The sequence below is a fragment of the Pseudomonas sp. NPDC088885 genome (genome assembly GCF_044750025.1).
Classification (GTDB): Bacteria; Pseudomonadota; Gammaproteobacteria; order Pseudomonadales; family Pseudomonadaceae; genus Aquipseudomonas; species Aquipseudomonas rustica.
This window is the reverse complement of the sequence record NZ_JBIVJB010000051.1, coordinates 1-17,162: the sequence shown is the minus strand read 5'-3', so window position 1 is coordinate 17,162 and position 17,162 is coordinate 1. Positions and strand designations below refer to the sequence as shown.

Here is a 17,162-nt window from a genome sequence, read left to right as displayed (position 1 = left end):
GGGGGAATGCATCCCAAATGTGGGAGCGGGCTTGCTCGCGAAGACGGACTGATCAGCGCCGCAAAAACGCCTGATGTAACTCATCCAGCGTTTCAAAGTGATAAGCCGGCGCTTCGGCATTCAGCTCTTCAAAACTGCCAAAGCCATAGCCCACCGCCGCCGCGTCCAGCCCATTGCTGCGTGCGCCAATCAGGTCGTGCTTACGGTCGCCGATCATCAGCGTATTCGCCGGATCCAGCCCTTCTTCCTTCACCAGATGCGCAATCAGCTCAACCTTATTGGTGCGGGTGCCATCCAGTTCGCTGCCGTAAATCACTTTGAAGTGCCGGGCGAAATCAAAGTGCCGGGCGATCTCGCGGGCGAATATCCACGGCTTGGACGTCGCGATATACAGCTGCCGACCTTGGCCGCCGAGGGTTTCCAGCAACGGTGTAACGCCATCAAACACGCGGTTCTCATACAGACCGGTGACCTTGAAGCGCTCGCGATAGAAATTCACCGCCTCCCACGCTTTAGCTTCATCAAAATCGTAAAACTGCATAAATGCCTGCAACAGCGGCGGGCCGATGAAGTGTTCGAGCTTGGTCAAGTCCGGCTCATCGATGCCGAGTTTGGCCAAGGCAAACTGAATGGAGCGGGTGATGCCTTCACGCGGGTCGGTGAGGGTGCCATCGAGGTCGAACAGTACGGTTTGGTAATGCATGGGAGTTCCTGGGCAGTCGCCAATTCGATTCAGAGTGTGTCGTAGCCTTCGGCCAGATGCAGATCCTTTAGCTTCACGTAATTGGCCGCGCTGTAGGTGAAGAAGGCGCGTTCCTTGTCGCTCAGCGGGCGAACCTGTTTTACCGGGCTACCGACATAAAGGAAGCCGCTTTCCAGACGTTTGCCCGGCGGCACCAGGCTGCCGGCGCCGATGATCACGTCGTCTTCAACCACCGCGCCGTCCATGACGATGCTGCCCATGCCGATCAACACGCGGCTGCCGACGCTGCAGCCATGCAGCATGACTTTATGGGCGATGGTCACGTCGTCGCCGATCAGCAGCGGAAATCCGTCGGGGTTGAACGGGCCGGCGTGGGTGATGTGCAACACGCAGCCGTCCTGCACGCTGGTGCGCGCACCGATGCGAATGCGGTGCATGTCGCCACGGATCACGGTCAGCGGCCAGACCGAGCTGTCTTCGCCAATTTCCACATCGCCGATCACCACCGCCGAGCGGTCGACAAACGCGCCTTTGCTCAGGCTGGGGGTGTGATTCTGGTACTTGCGAACGGACACGATAATTTCTCTCTCTGTCGCCGATAGCTGCGGTGAATGCCGATTGTAATTAAGATGGGGCAATGTTTCCCCAGCCAAGGTGCCAACCGTGAGCGTGAACAACCCTCTGCTGCAGTCCTACGACCTGCCACCGTTCTCCACGATCCGTGCCGAACACGTCCTGCCAGCCATTGAAACCATCCTGGCCGACAACCGCGCCGCCATCGCCGAAATCCTCAAGACCCAAGTCCAGAACCCTACCTGGGCCGGCCTGGTACTGGCGATGGACGAACTCAATGATCGCCTCGGCGCCGCATGGAGCCCGGTCAGCCACCTCAACGCCGTGTGCAACAGCGCCGAATTGCGTGAAGCCTACGAGTCGTGCCTGCCAGCCTTGAGCGCCTACTCCACCGAGATGGGCCAGAACCGCGAACTGTTCCAGGCGTTTGAAGCGCTGGCCAACAGCCCGGAAGCCGCCGGTTTCGACGTGGCGCAGAAGACTATTCTGGAACACGCTCTGCGTGACTTCCGTCTGTCGGGTATAGACCTGCCGGAAGCCGAACAGAAACGCTACGCCGAAGTGCAGAGCAAACTGTCCGAGCTGGGCAGTCGTTTCTCCAATCAACTGCTCGACGCCACTCAGGCGTGGACCAAGCACGTCACCGATGAAGCCGCCCTCGCCGGCCTGACCGATTCGGCCAAGGCGCAAATGGCCGCCGCCGCTCAGGCCAAAGGCCTCGACGGCTGGCTGATCACCCTGGAATTCCCGAGCTACTACGCGGTGATGACCTACGCGCAAGACCGTGCGCTGCGTGAAGAAGTCTACGCCGCCTACTGCACCCGCGCCTCGGATCAAGGCCCGAACGCCGGCCAGAACGATAATGGCCCGGTGATGGAAGAGATCCTCGACCTGCGTCAGGAACTGGCCAGGCTGCTGGGTTTCGCCAGCTTCTCCGAACTGAGCCTGGCGACGAAAATGGCTGAATCCAGCGATCAGGTACTGAGCTTCCTGCGCGATCTGGCCAAGCGCAGCAAACCGTTCGCCGCACAAGATCTGCAACAGCTGCGCGCTTACGCCGCCGAACAGGGCTGCGCCGATCTGCAAAGCTGGGACAGCGGTTTCTATGGCGAAAAACTTCGCGAACAACGCTACAGCGTTGCTCAGGAAACCCTGCGCGCCTACTTCCCGATCGATAAAGTCCTGGGCGGTCTGTTCGCCATTGTTCAGCGCCTGTACGGCATCGAAATAGCCGAACAGAAAGGCTTCGACACCTGGCACCCGGACGTGCGCCTGTTCGAAATCAAGGAAAACGGCCAGCACGTCGGCCGCTTCTTCTTCGACCTCTATGCTCGCGCCAACAAGCGTGGCGGTGCATGGATGGACGGCGCCCGCGACCGTCGTCGCACCATCGACGGCGTACTGCAAAGCCCGGTGGCCAATCTGGTGTGCAACTTCACCCCGGCCGACAGCGGCAAGCCTGCGCTGCTGACCCACGATGAAGTGACCACGCTGTTCCACGAATTCGGCCATGGCCTGCATCACCTGCTGACCCGCGTTGATCACGCCGGTGTTTCCGGGATCAACGGTGTGGCGTGGGACGCGGTCGAGCTGCCAAGTCAGTTCATGGAAAACTGGTGCTGGGAGCCGGAAGGCCTCGCGCTGATTTCCGCTCACTACGAAAGCGGCGAGCCGCTGCCGCAGGATCTGCTGGAAAAAATGCTCGCGGCGAAAAACTTCCAGTCCGGCCTGATGATGGTGCGTCAGCTGGAATTCTCGCTGTTCGACTTCGAACTGCACGCCACCCACGGTGACGGCCGCAGCGTTGCACAGGTACTCGAAGGTATCCGCGACGAGGTGTCGGTGATGCGTCCGCCAGCCTACAACCGCTTCCCGAACAGCTTCGCGCACATCTTCGCCGGCGGTTACGCGGCGGGTTACTACAGCTACAAGTGGGCTGAAGTATTGTCGGCCGATGCCTTCTCGAAATTCGAAGAAGACGGCGTGCTCAACGCAGAAACCGGTCGCGCCTTCCGCGAAGCGATTCTGGCGCGCGGCGGTTCGCAGGCACCGATGGTGCTGTTCGTCGACTTCCGTGGCCGTGAGCCGTCGATTGACGCACTGTTGCGCCACAGCGGCCTGAGTGAGGACGCGGCAGCATGAGTGAGGGGCCTGTGATTACCAAAAAACGCTTTATCGCCGGGGCGGTCTGCCCGGCGTGCAGCGAGCCGGACAAGTTGATGATGTGGAACGAAGACAGCGTGCCGCACCGCGAATGTGTGGCTTGCGGTTACTCCGACACGCTCAACGAGCAAGGGCTGTCGGTGCCGAAAGAACTGGGCACGCGGGTCAACACCAGCGCTATCAGCAAACCTGCGCCGGACAAAACCGTGCAAGCCGTACAGTTTTTCCCCAACCCGAAGCTGAAGAAAAAGCCTGACGAGCAACACTGATGCGTAAACCACCTTTCACCGTTTTGGCGGTGAAAGGTGGTAACTATGTACCGCACTTCCCCCGCGCTTCCTGATTAGGCTGGCTCTTTCAGCCATCCTCAAGGAAGACGCCATGCCTGACTCCAATCCGCTGTTACAACGCTGGACGCTGCCGCCGTGGTCAACCGTGCGCGCTGAACATTTGGTGCCTGCGATCACAACGATTGTGGCCAACAACCAACTGATCATTGAACAAGTAATCGCCAGCCAGACCGAGCAGCCGAACTGGGACGATCTGATCCTCGCCGTCGATGAAGCTGATGCCACATTGGCTGAAGCCATGGCGGTGATCGAATACCTTTCGATGGGAAAATCCGCCGATAGCGCGTGGGAAAAAGCCAGCGCGCAGTGCAACCAGATCGCCGGGCAATACCGGACTGACACGTTGGCGAGCGTGCCGTTGTTCCGTACGTTTCAACGCTTGGAAAACAGTGCGGTCGCCGTCCATTTCGATGCTTCACGCAAAGCGTCACTGGCCAAAATCCTGCGCAGGTTGCGCTTGTCCGGAGTTGAGTTACCGGCGGTGCAACAGGAGAAACTCGCCCGTTTGAATCGCGTCATCGGCCTGCTCGAACAGCTGTTCGCCAGCCAGATCGATCTCGCCAACGCTGCATGGACAAAACACATCACCGACGCCGCGCGGCTCGACGGTCTAAGCCCGCACAGCCAGGCGCAACTGGCACTCAAGGCCAGACAGGCCGGGCTCGACGGCTGGCTACTCACGCTGGATCAAAACACCTGCCACCAAATCATGACGTACGCGCGCGACCGCACTTTGCGCGAGGAATATTTCATTGCCTGGACGACCCGCGCATCGGATCAAGGCCCGCAGGCGGATCAGTTCGATAACGAGCCGGTGCTGAGTTTGCTGCTGACGTTGCGGCATGAGAAAGCCGAAATTCTCGGCTTCGATAACTTCGCGCAACTGCGCCTCAACGATCGGATGGTCACCTCCACCGCGCAAGTCAGCGCCTTCCTGCAGCGACAAGTCGCGCAAGCCAAACCGCTGATGGAGCAAGAGTCGAAAACGCTGCAGGCGTTCGCCGATCAGCAGGGCTTTGGAACCATTCAGGCCTGGGATCAGGAATTCCTCGCCGAACGGTTACGGGTGCAGCAACTGGACGGCGCGCTGCAAGGCTTGCGGCAGTATTTCCCGCTGGACGCAACCGTGCAGCGGTTATGCCGGTTCAGCGAACATTTGTTCGGCATCACGATTCACGAGCAGCGCACGTTTGATCGCTGGCATGAGCATGTCCGCTTGTATGAAGTCAGCGAACATGGCCAAGTCATCGGGCATATCTACCTTGACCCTTACGCGGGCAAACACGCTGCGGACTATGCCTGGACGGGCACGGTGCGCAACCGGCGAATCGATGCCGAAGGTCGGGCGTCGACGCCGATCGCCGTGCTGTCCAGTAACTTCACCGCCCCCACGCCCGAACACCCGTGCCTGCTGTCGCATCACGATTTGCGGGTGCTGTTCCATGAATTCGGGCATTGCCTGCAACACGTGCTGACGCGCTCGCCGCATCACAACCTGTCGGGCATTTCCCAGTTCCCACGCGACACCGCCGAATTCGCCGGGCAGTTGTTTGAGCAATGGTGTTTGTCGCGAGAATTTATCTTGTGGCTGGCGGCGCATCATCAAACCGGGGAGCGCCTGTCAGAAGCGCGTGTGAACACCGCGCTCACGGCTTTGAGCGCGCAATCCAGTCGAGCGACCGGGATGTTAATGATGGGCGCTTTGTTCGATTTCGAGTTGCACCACCGCCATGGCGACGGCCGCAGCATTGCGCAGGTGTTCGATGGGGTGCAGCGCCAGTTTGCCGAACTGCAAATGCCGGACTACTGCCGGTTTGCCAACAGCTTCGACTATTTGGTCACCGGTTATGAAGCTTCGGTGTACGCCTATAAATGGTCGGGCGTGCTGGCGACCGAGGCGTTCAAACGCTTCGAGCACGACGGCGTGTTCAACCCGCAAACCGGCCGGGCGTTTCGCGAGGCATTTTTTTCCGGCGACTCGCCGACGTTGCTGAGTGCTCTGGAAAAATTTCTCGGGCGCCCCGTCAGCGCGGAGTTGTTTGAAACCGCGCCCGATCCAACCACTGTTACTTCAAATTGACCGACTGAAACCAGCTCTTCATCGAGCACGTGGCGAACGCGCTGGTGCTGCAATCACCATTGGCCAGCGCGGTGCGCAGCTTGTCAGCATCGGCCTGCATCACGTAGCGCACGCTGTCGCGGAAATGCCCACTCTCGCCGAATCCGCCTTGGGTCATTTCGCTCAGCGCGTCTTCTTTGCTCCAGCCTTGCACAACCACACGGTACATCGCCGCCATCAAACCGGTGCGATCGGAACCGTGTTTGCAGTGCAGCAACACTGGGCCGTTGGCTTCGGCAGCCTGAATGGCGCGCAGGGTTTTCAGTACGTCAGCGTCGTCGACGTGGTTGGTGCGGTAAGGCAGTTGCACCTGATTGATGTCGGAGTCCGACAGCCAGTTCTGGTCGGATTCCGGCAAAAAGGTAATCACCGTGGCGACTTTGAGATTTTTCAGCAACGGCACCGCGCCACTATCGGGCAAGGCGCTACGGTAGAGCGTCGGTGACATCTGAAACAGGTTGTATTGCACTTCAACCGGTTGCGCCCATTCAGTCGGGCGAACCGGGGTGGCGGCGTCAGCCGGAGTCGGCATCCACTGCAACAGCGCTACAAGCGATAAACACAAAACAGGAAACAAACGCACTGGGGACATGCTGAGGTGACCGTGTCGGAATTCTTCAGGAATAGGAGCCGTAGCTTCGATGTTGCGCGGTCAAAGCCCCGTGAGGCGTTTGTCAAAGAAACGTGAATCCGCGTTGTTTCATCGATTTCATCCAAGAAATCCGGGCTTTTTTTCACTGAATCGGTTCATCCCGATGCTTAGCCTGCTACCATTTGTCACATGATGTTGCAGACGCTTTCCCTCCTCCGGGTCTTCCACCGGCCACGTCGCGACGAAAAATCCTCAAGCCGTTCGCAGAAACAGCTGACCACCATTGATGCCTGATGAGGTACACCTTCCATGTCTGATCAAGATCGAGACAACCCGCGGCGTGAGTTTTTGCGCAAATCCCTGACCCTGATTCCGGTCGTGACCCTCGCTGGCACCAGCCTGGGCAGCAGCGTCTTGCAAGCCGCGCCTGAAGCGGCGCCCGCTGCACCGGCCGCGCCAGCCGCTCGCGCTGACGCCGAGGTGTATCAACCGAGCTATTTCACCGCCGAAGAATGGGCATTCATCAATGCCGCCGTCGCGCAGTTGATCCCCAACGATGCCCAAGGCCCGGGCGCGCTCGAAGCCGGTGTGCCGGAATACATCGATCGCCAAATGAACACGCCGTACGCCGCCGGTGCCCTTTGGTACATGCAAGGCCCGTTCAATGCCGACGCTGCGCCGGAAATGGGCTGGCAGAGCAAACTGGTACCGAAAGAAATCTATCGCCTCGGCATCGCCGCCACGGATCAGTGGGCAAAATCCCTCAACGGTAAAGTATTTGCCGACCAAGACAGCGCTACCCGAGAAGATTTGCTCAAGCAACTCGAAGCCGGCAAGCCGCAGTTCGATGCGGTTCCGGCGAAGATTTTCTTCAACCTGCTGCTGCAAAACACCAAGGAAGGCTTCTTCTGCGACCCGATCCACGGTGGCAATAAAGGCATGGTTGGCTGGACGATGATCGGTTTCCCCGGCGCCCGCGCCGATTTCATGGATTGGGTCGAACGCAACGAGCAATACCCCTTCCCGGCAGTGTCGATTCGCGGCGAGAGGGCGTAAGCATGGCAACGGTATTGAAGAAAGTAGACGCAGTCATCATCGGTTTCGGCTGGACCGGCGCGATCATGGCCAAGGAGCTGACCGAAGCGGGCCTCAACGTGCTGGCGCTGGAGCGCGGGCCGATGCAGGACACTTACCCCGACGGCAACTATCCACAGGTGATCGACGAACTCACCTACAGCGTGCGCAAAAAACTCTTTCAGGACATCTCCAAAGAGACCGTCACCATCCGCCACAGCGTCAACGACATCGCCCTGCCGAACCGCCAGTTGGGCGCGTTCCTGCCGGGCAACGGTGTTGGTGGCGCCGGCCTGCACTGGTCGGGTGTGCACTTCCGGGTCGACCCGATCGAGTTGCGCATGCGCAGCCATTACGAAGAGCGCTACGGCAAAAGCTTTATCCCCAAGGACATGACCATCCAGGACTTCGGCGTCAGCTATGAAGAGCTGGAGCCGTTCTTCGATTACGCCGAAAAAGTTTTCGGCACCTCGGGTCAAGCGTGGACGGTGAAAGGCCAACTGGTCGGTCAGGGCAAGGGCGGCAACCCGTACGCGCCGGATCGCTCCAACCCGTTCCCGTTGGAAGCGCAGAAGAATACGGTTTCCGCACAGCTGTTCGGCAAAGCGGCTACAGAAGTCGGTTACAAACCCTACAACCTGCCGTCCGCGAATACGTCGGGGCCGTACACCAACCCTTACGGCGCGCAGATGGGCCCGTGCAACTTCTGCGGTTTTTGCAGCGGTTATGTTTGCTACATGTATTCCAAGGCGTCGCCGAACGTGAACATTCTGCCGGCGCTGAAGCCGCTGCCGAATTTCGAGTTGCGCGCCAACGCCCACGTGCTGCGGATCAACCTCGACAGCACCAAGAGCAAAGCCACCGGCGTCACCTACATCGATGCACAGGGTCGCGAAATGGAGCAACCGGCGGATCTGGTGATCCTCGGCGCGTTCCAGTTGCACAACGTACGTTTGCTGCTGCTGTCCGGCATCGGCAAACCGTACGACCCGAAGACTGGCGAAGGAGTGATCGGGCGTAACTTCGCCTACCAGAACATGGCGACCATCAAGGCGTTCTTTGACAAGGACACCCACACCAACAACTTCATCGGCGCCGGCGGTAACGGCGTGGCGCTGGACGACTTCAACGCCGACAACTTCGACCACGGCCCGCACGGCTTCGTCGGCGGTTCGCCGATGTGGGTCAACCAAGCGGGCAGCCGACCGATCGCCGGCACCTCGAACCCGCCGGGCACGCCGGCCTGGGGCAGTGCGTGGAAACGTGCGACCGCCGATTACTACACCCACCAAGTGTCGATGGACGCCCACGGCGCGCATCAGTCCTACCGTGGCAACTACCTCGATCTCGACCCGGTGTACCGCGATGCCTACGGTTTGCCGCTGCTGCGGATGACGTTCGACTGGCAGGAAAACGACATCAAGATGAACCGCTTCATGGTCGAAAAAATGGGCAAGGTCGCCGAAGCGATGGGCCCGAAAGCCATTGCGGTGATCGGCAAGAAAGTCGGCGACCACTTCAACACCGCCGCGTACCAGACCACCCACCTCAACGGTGGCGCGATCATGGGCACCGATCCGAAGAAGAGCGCGCTGAACCGCTACTTGCAGAGTTGGGACGTGCACAACGTCTTCGTTCCGGGCGCCTCGGCGTTCCCGCAAGGCCTGGGCTACAACCCGACAGGGCTGGTTGCCGCACTGACCTACTGGTCGGCAAAAGCGATCCGCGAGCAGTACCTGAAAAACCCCGGCCCGCTGGTTCAGGCTTAAGGAGCGATGACCATGAAGAATTTCGTTATCGCGACCCTGGCCCTGCTCGGCAGCGCCTCAATCCATGCGACTGAGGTTGATCAAGCCTTGATCAAACAAGGCGAATACCTCGCCCGCGCCGGTGACTGCGTGGCTTGCCACACGGCCAAGGGCGGCAAGCCGTTCGCCGGTGGTCTGCCGATGGAAACGCCGATCGGCACGATTTACTCGACCAACATCACCCCGGATAAAACCGGCGTCGGTGAATACAGCTTCGAAGACTTCGATCAGGCCGTGCGCCATGGCGTCGCTAAAAACGGTAGTACGTTGTACCCGGCGATGCCGTATCCGTCCTACGCGCGTGTCAGCGAAACCGACATGCAGGCGCTGTACGCGTACTTTATGCACGGCGTCGAACCGGTCGCGCAGGAGAACAAGGCCAGCGACATTCCGTGGCCGTTGAGCATGCGTTGGCCGCTGATGGGCTGGCGCTGGATGTTTGCGCCGAAGGTCGAGGACTACAAAGCAACGAGTACCGACCCGGTGATCGACCGTGGCGCGTATCTGGTTGAGGGCCTCGGCCATTGCGGTGCCTGTCACACGCCACGGGCGCTGACCATGCAGGAAAAATCCTTGAGCGCAGCCGATGGCAGCAACTTCCTCGCCGGCAGTGCGCCGCTGGAAGGCTGGATCGCCAAGAGCCTGCGCGGCGATCACAAGGATGGCCTCGGCGGCTGGAGCGAAGAGCAACTGGTGCAGTTTCTCAAAACCGGTCGCAGCGATCGCAGCGCGGTGTTCGGCGGCATGAGCGACGTGGTCACCCACAGCATGCAATACATGACCGACGCCGACCTGACCGCGATTGCCCGCTATCTCAAATCGTTGCCGGCCAATGATCCTGCCGATCAGCCGCATCAGTACGAAGAGAAAGCCGCCAAAGCCTTGTGGAATGGCGACGACAGCCAGCGCGGTGCTTCGGTGTACATCGACAACTGCGCGGCCTGCCACCGCACTGACGGCCACGGTTACACGCGTGTGTTCCCGGCACTGGCGGGGAATCCGGTACTGCAATCGGAAGACCCGACCTCGCTGATTCACATCGTGCTCAAGGGCGGCACCCTGCCTGCGACGCACACTGCGCCTTCTACTTTCACCATGCCGGGTTTCGCCTGGCGTTTGTCGGATCAGGAAGTGGCGGATGTGGTGAGTTTTATTCGTGGCAGTTGGGGTAATAAGGGTTCGGCCGTGAATGCCGATGATGTAGCGAAGTTGCGCAAAGGCGATTTGAGCCAGGCAACTATCGACACTCGTTGATTAGTTGCAACTAAAGAAACCCTGCTTGAGCAATCAAGCAGGGTTTTTTTTATAAATATGAAAACTATCTTAGTTACGGATTGATGATACTTGCATAAGCTTTGGCGAGCGCCGCCAGTTTGGCTTTGTCTGCATCGCCAATCACACCGTCGCGATCCACATCTTGATTGAGACGGTCAATGGTAAAGGTCTTGCCGCCGTCTTTAGAGGTTGCGGTGACCATGATCGAATCAACCAGCAATTCGCTTTCGGTCGAAGTTTGCGCGTCCCACGCCAACTCCTTGCGCGCCAGTTGCATGGAAACCAGTGTATTAGGCTCCGACGGGCCAGGTTGCATCAGTTGCAGAAAAACACCGCGAGCATTGAAAAACGACATAACTAAATCCTTTTATTTATTAAGTTTCGAACACCACCAAAGACTACAAATTCAAGAACCGAATAACCAGCCGATAGTTGTTTCGCTAGTTTGCACATAACAATTTACTTATTGTCGATAACATCCGACGCGCAGCTTTTCTTGCCGGGCAGCCAAACGGTAGTGGCCAAAACGCGCCTATTGCGATTACTGTATGGATATACAGACCAAGGATCCAACTGATGTCCATCGCCCTGCCCCCACGCGGCCGCGGCACCGCGACCAACCCGCACAACCGCTTCGCGCCGAGCCGTTCGGTAGCTGAGGACGACGGCTGGTATCAGGAAGTGCCCGAAACACAGAACACCGAGGTGATGATCGAAACCGCGAAAACCATCATCACCCGTAACACATCGCCCGACCTGCCCTTCGATCGCTCGATCAATCCCTACCGAGGCTGTGAACACGGCTGCATTTATTGCTACGCGCGGCCCAGTCACGCCTATTGGGACATGTCGCCGGGACTGGATTTCGAAACTCGGCTGATCGCCAAGACCAACGCGGCGCAAGTGCTGGAAGAACAGCTGAGCAAACGCGGCTATCAATGCGCGCCGATCAATCTGGGCTCCAACACCGATCCGTATCAGCCGATCGAACGCGAACACAAAATCACCCGGCAGATCCTCGAAGTGCTGCTGCGCTACCGGCATCCGGTGACCATCGTCACCAAGGGCTCGCTGATTCTTCGCGATCTCGATCTGCTGACTGAATTGGCGCAGCAGCGGCTGGTGGCGGTGATGATCAGCCTGACCACGCTGGACGATGAACTCAAACGCATCCTCGAACCGCGTGCCGCTGCGCCGAAAGCACGCTTGCGCGCGATTCGGGTGATGCGCGAAGCGGGGATTCCGGTCGGCGTGCTGTGTTCGCCGATGATTCCGATGATCAACGACAGCGAAATCGAAAACCTGCTCAACGAGGCGCACGCCGCTGGTGCGCAAAGCGCTGCCTACATGATGTTGCGCTTACCGCTGGAAGTGGCGCCGCTGTTCGAGGAATGGTTGGCCGCGCACTATCCGCAACGCGCTGCGCATGTGCTGAGCCTGATCCGCCAGAGCCGTGGCGGCGAGCTTTACGACAGCCGTTTCGGCGCCCGCATGCGTGGCGAAGGGCCGTTTGCCGACCTGCTCGCGCAACGCTTTGCCAAAGCGATTAAACGCCTTGGCCTCAATCATCGCGAAGGCTACAACCTCGATTGCACAGCTTTTTGCCCGCCGGGCGCGCAAATGTCGCTCTTGTAGATAGGCGTCGCAAAAAAACGCCTGATCGAGCCTAAGCTCGAACAGGCGATTTACAACTTGATTAATTAAGCAAGAAGCTGATTAGAACCAACCCTTAATCCAGTCGACGATGGTATTGAAAGTATTTTTGATGTTTTCCCAAGCGTTTTTTACCCACACTAAGAACTTCTCAACGATATTGCTGATCCAGAAATAAATCTCGTTGTACAGGTTACTGAAGAACGCCATGATCTTGTCAGCAACGGAAAGAATAGCGCCTTGGGTAGCAGGATACTTCTCGCCAATACCGATGGCCTTATCGTACATATGGTCGATCTGTTTATTCGATGCTTCTTTTTGGCTTGCCCGTTTCTCCTCCATGCGTTTGCGGAATTCGGCAGCGGCGTCATCACCGCCGTTGGTTTTCTTGAAGTCCTCGGTATCCGCAGTGATCTGGGTCTGGATCACGGTAGTGCTAACTGTACCGCTTCGCTGAGAGTCGTTTTTCAGATCATCAATTGCAGCCTGCTCTTCAGGGTTCAGGGCAGTCAGTGTCGACAAAGTCGAATAAACCGGTTTAACCAGCGCCTGACGACGTGCACCAGGCGTATGGTCACAGTGCGCCTTATGATATTCGCGCAGCGCATTCATGGTAGTTGCAAAAATAGTCGAAGTAGTCATTTTCAATCCTTGAAAGTTTTAATAAGAGCGCGAAAGTTGCGCCCACCGAAAAACTATAAAAATTAAACTATCAAACCGCAACTAGTTAGTTATTTCAAGAAATAAACACCATTATCAACAACAACGCAACTTCGTTATTAACAACTAACTCATTACATCGCTACAGCCCTTGGATCAATGTAGCCCGATCGCTAAAAGGCAGACTGAGAGCGGCATCACCAAACCTTCTGTCTGCTACCTCGCCAGACGTCATTGATTTAGCGACAATTAGCACAGGTTTGAGGGGCTGGTATCCCCCCGCCGAAAACTGCCAGTCACGTTTTTTGTGACCTGGAACACACGTTCTAGAGCGGTTGATTCAGTTTCAGTTAAGTTTCGGCGGCTACCTTGTTCATCGAGTGACTGACCGGTCTGGATGACCGCGATAGTTTTAAACAGCCACTGGCTTCATACCGGAATACCGGGGAAGATTCCCTGAATCCGTCAAAGAGGATGAATCATGAGTGATAAGGATAAACAGCCGCTGGCTGCGTCGGCGCCGTCCCCAGAAGCGGAATCCGCCGATGCAGCGCTGCGCCAGATCGTAGATGGCTTTTTGCATTTTCATCATGAGATTTTTCCGCAGCAGGAAGAACTCTTCAAGAAACTCGCCACGGCCCAGGCGCCGAAAGCGATGTTCATCACCTGCGCTGACTCGCGCATCGTCCCCGAGCTGATTACGCACAGCTCGCCCGGCGATCTGTTCGTGACCCGTAACGTCGGCAACGTGGTTCCGCCTTACGGCCAGATGAACGGCGGCGTTTCCACCGCGATCGAATACGCGGTACTGGCGCTCGGCGTGCAGCACATCATTATCTGCGGCCACTCCGATTGCGGCGCCATGCGTGCGGTGCTCAACCCGGACAGCCTGGAAAAAATGCCGACGGTCAAAGCCTGGTTGCGTCACGCTGAAGTCGCGAAAACCATGGTGCATGAGAACTGTAACTGCGCCGACGAAAAAGAAAGCATGCCGATCCTCACCGAGGAAAACGTCATCGCCCAACTGCAGCACTTGCGTACCCATCCTTCGGTAGCCTCGCGCATGGCGAACGGTCATCTGTTCATCCATGGCTGGGTTTACGACATCGAAACCAGCGAAATCAAAGCTTACGACGCGGATCAGGGACGCTTCCTGCCGCTCGACGGCAGCCATCCGATTCCGGTGGCGACGCCCAAAGCGCGCTTCTAAATCTTCCTAAACATCTGTGTGGTTTGACGCCGGTCGCTGATTCAGCGGCCCGGCCTCGCCATGCCTGAAGAAAACGTCGGGAGAATCGCCATGCGTGCGGCTCAATTGAAAGCGGTGTTGCCACGGGAGCTGCTCGCTTCAGTGGTTGTGTTTCTGGTCGCTCTGCCGCTGTGCATGGGCATTGCGATTGCGTCAGGGTTGCCGCCGGCAAAGGGTTTGATCACCGGGATCATCGGTGGTTTGGTGGTCGGTTGGCTGGCGGGGTCGCCGTTGCAGGTCAGTGGGCCGGCGGCGGGTCTGGCGGTGTTGGTCTTTGAACTGGTGCGCCAGCACGGCATCGAGATGCTCGGGCCGATTCTGCTGCTCGCCGGTTTTCTGCAACTGGTGGCCGGGCGCTTGAAGCTCGGTTGCTGGTTCCGGGTGACGGCGCCAGCGGTGGTCTACGGGATGCTGGCGGGGATTGGCGTGTTGATCGTGCTGTCGCAGGTGCATGTGATGCTCGATGCGTCACCGAAGCCTTCCGGGCTGGATAACCTCGCCGCATTCCCGGCGGCGGTGGCTCAGGCCGTGCCGTCGTTCGGTTGGCAGGCCGGGTTGCTCGGGTTGTCGACGATTGCGGTGATGTGGTTGTGGGAAAAATTCCGCCCACATTCGCTACGGTTTATTCCCGGCGCGCTGCTCGGCGTGGGGCTGGCGACGGGCGCTAGCCTGATGCTGGCCTTGCAGGTGAAACGCGTTGAGGTGCCGGCGAATCTCGCGGAAGCCATCGACTGGTTGAAGCCGACAGATCTGCTCAGTCTGGCCGATCCGACGTTGTTGATAGCGGCGTTCGCTGTAGCCTTTATTGCCAGTGCCGAAACCCTGTTGTCCGCTGCTGCGGTGGATCGCATGCACAGTGGCGTACGTTCTGATTTCGACCGTGAACTGTCGGCGCAAGGGGTCGGCAACATGCTTTGCGGTCTGGTTGGCGCACTACCGATGACCGGGGTGATCGTGCGCAGTTCGGCCAACGTCCAGGCCGGTGCGACCACGCGCTACTCGACGATTTTCCATGGCCTGTGGCTGCTGGCGTTCGTGCTGTTGCTGTCGAGCGTGCTGCAAAGCATTCCGGTGGCGAGTCTGGCCGGTGTGCTGGTGTATACCGGTTTCAAACTGGTCGACCTGAAAGCCTTTCGCGGTCTGAGCCGTTATGGGCGGATGCCGATGTTTACCTATGCCGCGACGGCGCTGGCGATCATCTTCACCGACCTGCTGACCGGTGTGCTGCTGGGTTTCGGTCTGACGTTGTTGAAGCTGGCGTTCAAGGCCTCGCGGTTGAAGATCAGCCTGATCGATCTGCCGCAGGACGGCGAGATGGAATTGCGTTTGATCGGCGCGGCGACCTTCCTCAAAGTGCCGGCGCTGACCCAGGTGCTCAACAGTATTCCGGCAGGCGTGACGGTGCATGTGCCGCTCAATAATTTGAGCTACATCGACCATTCGTGTCTGGAGTTGCTGGAAGAATGGGGCCGGGCGAATGCGGCGAAGGGGTCGAAGCTGTTGATCGAGTCGCGCGGGTTGAAGCGCAGGCTTGAAGGGCGGATTCGCACAACAACAGGCATCGGTGCAGCCGGCTGAAAACTCCCTGTTGCGAACACAAAACCTGTGGGAGGGGGCTTGCTCCCGAAAGCGGTGGATCAGTCGACATTGTTAGTGACTGACACACCGCCTTCGGGAGCAAGCCCCCTCCCACATTGAGATTTGCACAAGGCTTCAAATCAAATGGGGCCGGGCGAATGCGGCGAAGCTGTTGATCGAGTCACGCGGGTTGAAGCGACGGCTTGAGGGGCGGATCCGCACAACAACAGGCATCGGTGCAGCCGGTTAAATTCCCGGCTGAACTCAACCCCTGTAGGAGCTGCCGCAGGCTGCGATCTTTTGATCTTGATTGTAAAAAACAAGATCAAAAGATCGCAGCCTGCGGCAGCTCCTACATTGGATCGTGTGAAATCAGGCGGCAGGCTGGTCGAGTTCCAGGCCTACGCCCAATCGGCGGCTCATGCATGGCCAGCGTTTCCACGCGGCGCCGGTGTCCGGGCTGCTGAGTTTTTCGCGGTAGGCTTCTACCGATTCCAGCGCAAAACTTTCGTCGTTGAGCATCTCGTCGATCGCGTGATGCACCGCTTCGTCCAGTTGGTTGGCAAATTCCTCACCGATCAATTGGTGAGCAATCAAGTTGGCGACCGTCATGTCCAAAGGGATCAGTGGCTGGCCGAAATGCTTGATGTACAGGTCGTTGACCTCTTCGACAAAACGGTGCGCCAGATAGGCTTCATCCAGCAGGCTATCCAGGCCAACATGCCCGGCCATGATGGCGGGTGGCTGGAGGAAATACTGCTCGGCGATTTTCAGCACCGGTTTGATCTGCGATTCGATTCCCGCTTCCCTGGCGACTTCATTGGCTGCATCCAGCAGGTCTGGCACTTCATCGATGTAGGCGGCGACAAAACGCGTCAGCACGCCTTGGGCGTCGGCTTCCGGCAGTTGAATGGCCGGGTGTAAATGAGGCAGCTTGCTTTCCAGCTGACGGGTCAGCAGGCCGGTGTCTTTCTCGTGCTGTTGGGCTGTTTGGATCTGCTCGCGCAATGCGGCGGTGTTCATGAAAACTCCAGGAAACAAGGCAATGAATTAGGGAAGACATAACTTAGCTGGCTTACGAAAATTGCTAAGACGCATTTGTCATAATTATTTCATCCTTGATGCAGCTGCGTTATATCGATTTGCCACCACTCGTCTGCATCCTTCTCCATTCGTGCCCTTGAACGCAAGTTCCAGCTGTTTCAGATCATTTACTTCGCCACGTTGCAATTCTCAGCCGCTGACTATACTCGCCAGTGAATGGAGTTAGCTGATGACGCCCGACTGCACCCGCAGCAAGGCCCGGCGATTCAAGTTCGTAGTCTGATGCAGCCGCTCCCTTGCCGCAGGCGAAAGCCGGCGGGA

At 58.3% G+C, this 17,162-nt stretch carries 15 protein-coding genes; 9 read left to right on the top strand and 6 right to left on the bottom strand.

The window, feature by feature from the left end; genetic code table 11:
• Positions 1-52: 52 nt before the first annotated feature.
• Both ACIP1X_RS18745 and ACIP1X_RS18740 read right to left on the bottom strand, forming a co-directional pair.
• Positions 53-703, bottom strand: a complete 651-nt coding sequence (locus tag ACIP1X_RS18745; RefSeq protein WP_053116399.1) for an HAD family hydrolase — start codon at positions 701-703, stop codon at positions 53-55.
• Positions 704-732: 29 nt separating this feature from the next.
• Positions 733-1,278, bottom strand: coding sequence for a gamma carbonic anhydrase family protein (locus ACIP1X_RS18740; protein WP_053116398.1), 546 nt, complete (start codon positions 1,276-1,278; stop codon positions 733-735).
• An 88-nt stretch (positions 1,279-1,366) separates the two neighbouring features.
• Here ACIP1X_RS18740 and prlC point away from each other — a divergent pair, with 88 nt between their 5' ends.
• From prlC to ACIP1X_RS18725, 3 genes are all read left to right on the top strand, one after another.
• On the top strand, positions 1,367-3,418 hold the full coding sequence (gene prlC, locus ACIP1X_RS18735; protein WP_400754197.1) for an oligopeptidase A: 2,052 nt from the start codon (positions 1,367-1,369) through the stop codon (positions 3,416-3,418).
• Positions 3,415-3,708: a YheV family putative zinc ribbon protein gene (locus tag ACIP1X_RS18730; RefSeq protein WP_053116396.1), complete on the top strand. Its 294-nt coding sequence runs from the start codon at positions 3,415-3,417 to the stop codon at positions 3,706-3,708. Before prlC ends, ACIP1X_RS18730 begins: the two co-directional genes overlap by 4 nt.
• A 112-nt stretch (positions 3,709-3,820) precedes the next feature.
• The gene (locus ACIP1X_RS18725; RefSeq protein ID WP_400754194.1) at positions 3,821-5,869 is read left to right on the top strand and encodes a M3 family metallopeptidase; all 2,049 of its coding nucleotides are present in this window, start codon (positions 3,821-3,823) and stop codon (positions 5,867-5,869) included.
• Here ACIP1X_RS18725 and ACIP1X_RS18720 read toward each other — a convergent pair.
• Positions 5,856-6,500 (bottom strand): dual specificity protein phosphatase family protein, encoded by a 645-nt coding sequence (locus ACIP1X_RS18720; RefSeq protein ID WP_159813343.1) that lies wholly within the window; start codon positions 6,498-6,500, stop codon positions 5,856-5,858. The two genes, ACIP1X_RS18725 and ACIP1X_RS18720, sit on opposite strands and share 14 nt — an antisense overlap.
• A 309-nt stretch (positions 6,501-6,809) precedes the next feature.
• Between ACIP1X_RS18720 and ACIP1X_RS18715 the strand changes: the two genes are divergently transcribed.
• The 3 genes from ACIP1X_RS18715 to ACIP1X_RS18705 are packed head-to-tail and all read left to right on the top strand — an operon-like array spanning position 6,810 to position 10,636.
• On the top strand, positions 6,810-7,556 hold the full coding sequence (locus ACIP1X_RS18715; protein WP_400754191.1) for a gluconate 2-dehydrogenase subunit 3 family protein: 747 nt from the start codon (positions 6,810-6,812) through the stop codon (positions 7,554-7,556).
• Between the two features lie 2 nt (positions 7,557-7,558).
• Positions 7,559-9,343 carry a GMC family oxidoreductase gene (locus ACIP1X_RS18710; RefSeq protein WP_400754189.1) on the top strand — a complete coding sequence of 595 codons (1,785 nt, stop codon included), beginning with the start codon at positions 7,559-7,561 and terminating at the stop codon, positions 9,341-9,343.
• Between the two features lie 12 nt (positions 9,344-9,355).
• Positions 9,356-10,636, top strand: a complete 1,281-nt coding sequence (locus ACIP1X_RS18705; protein ID WP_400754187.1) for a c-type cytochrome — start codon at positions 9,356-9,358, stop codon at positions 10,634-10,636.
• Between the two features lie 73 nt (positions 10,637-10,709).
• Here ACIP1X_RS18705 and ACIP1X_RS18700 read toward each other — a convergent pair whose 3' ends face one another.
• Positions 10,710-11,012, bottom strand: a complete 303-nt coding sequence (locus tag ACIP1X_RS18700; RefSeq protein WP_282358352.1) for a hypothetical protein — start codon at positions 11,010-11,012, stop codon at positions 10,710-10,712.
• Between the two features lie 221 nt (positions 11,013-11,233).
• Between ACIP1X_RS18700 and ACIP1X_RS18695 the strand changes: the two genes are divergently transcribed.
• Complete coding sequence (locus tag ACIP1X_RS18695) at positions 11,234-12,292, top strand: PA0069 family radical SAM protein (RefSeq protein WP_053116389.1); 1,059 nt, start codon at positions 11,234-11,236, stop codon at positions 12,290-12,292.
• Between the two features lie 81 nt (positions 12,293-12,373).
• Here ACIP1X_RS18695 and ACIP1X_RS18690 read toward each other — a convergent pair whose 3' ends face one another.
• Entirely contained in the window at positions 12,374-12,952 is a 579-nt protein-coding gene (locus ACIP1X_RS18690) for a hypothetical protein (RefSeq protein ID WP_400754184.1), read from the bottom strand.
• A gap of 499 nt (positions 12,953-13,451) precedes the next feature.
• Between ACIP1X_RS18690 and ACIP1X_RS18685 the strand changes: the two genes are divergently transcribed.
• Together ACIP1X_RS18685 and ACIP1X_RS18680 are read left to right on the top strand one after the other, a co-directional pair.
• The gene (locus ACIP1X_RS18685; RefSeq protein WP_053116387.1) at positions 13,452-14,180 is read left to right on the top strand and encodes a carbonic anhydrase; all 729 of its coding nucleotides are present in this window, start codon (positions 13,452-13,454) and stop codon (positions 14,178-14,180) included.
• A 90-nt stretch (positions 14,181-14,270) separates the two neighbouring features.
• On the top strand, positions 14,271-15,797 hold the full coding sequence (locus ACIP1X_RS18680; RefSeq protein WP_053116386.1) for a SulP family inorganic anion transporter: 1,527 nt from the start codon (positions 14,271-14,273) through the stop codon (positions 15,795-15,797).
• A gap of 372 nt (positions 15,798-16,169) precedes the next feature.
• Here ACIP1X_RS18680 and ACIP1X_RS18675 read toward each other — a convergent pair whose 3' ends face one another.
• Positions 16,170-16,820, bottom strand: coding sequence for a hypothetical protein (locus ACIP1X_RS18675; protein ID WP_053125446.1), 651 nt, complete (start codon positions 16,818-16,820; stop codon positions 16,170-16,172).
• Positions 16,821-17,162 lie beyond the last annotated feature (342 nt).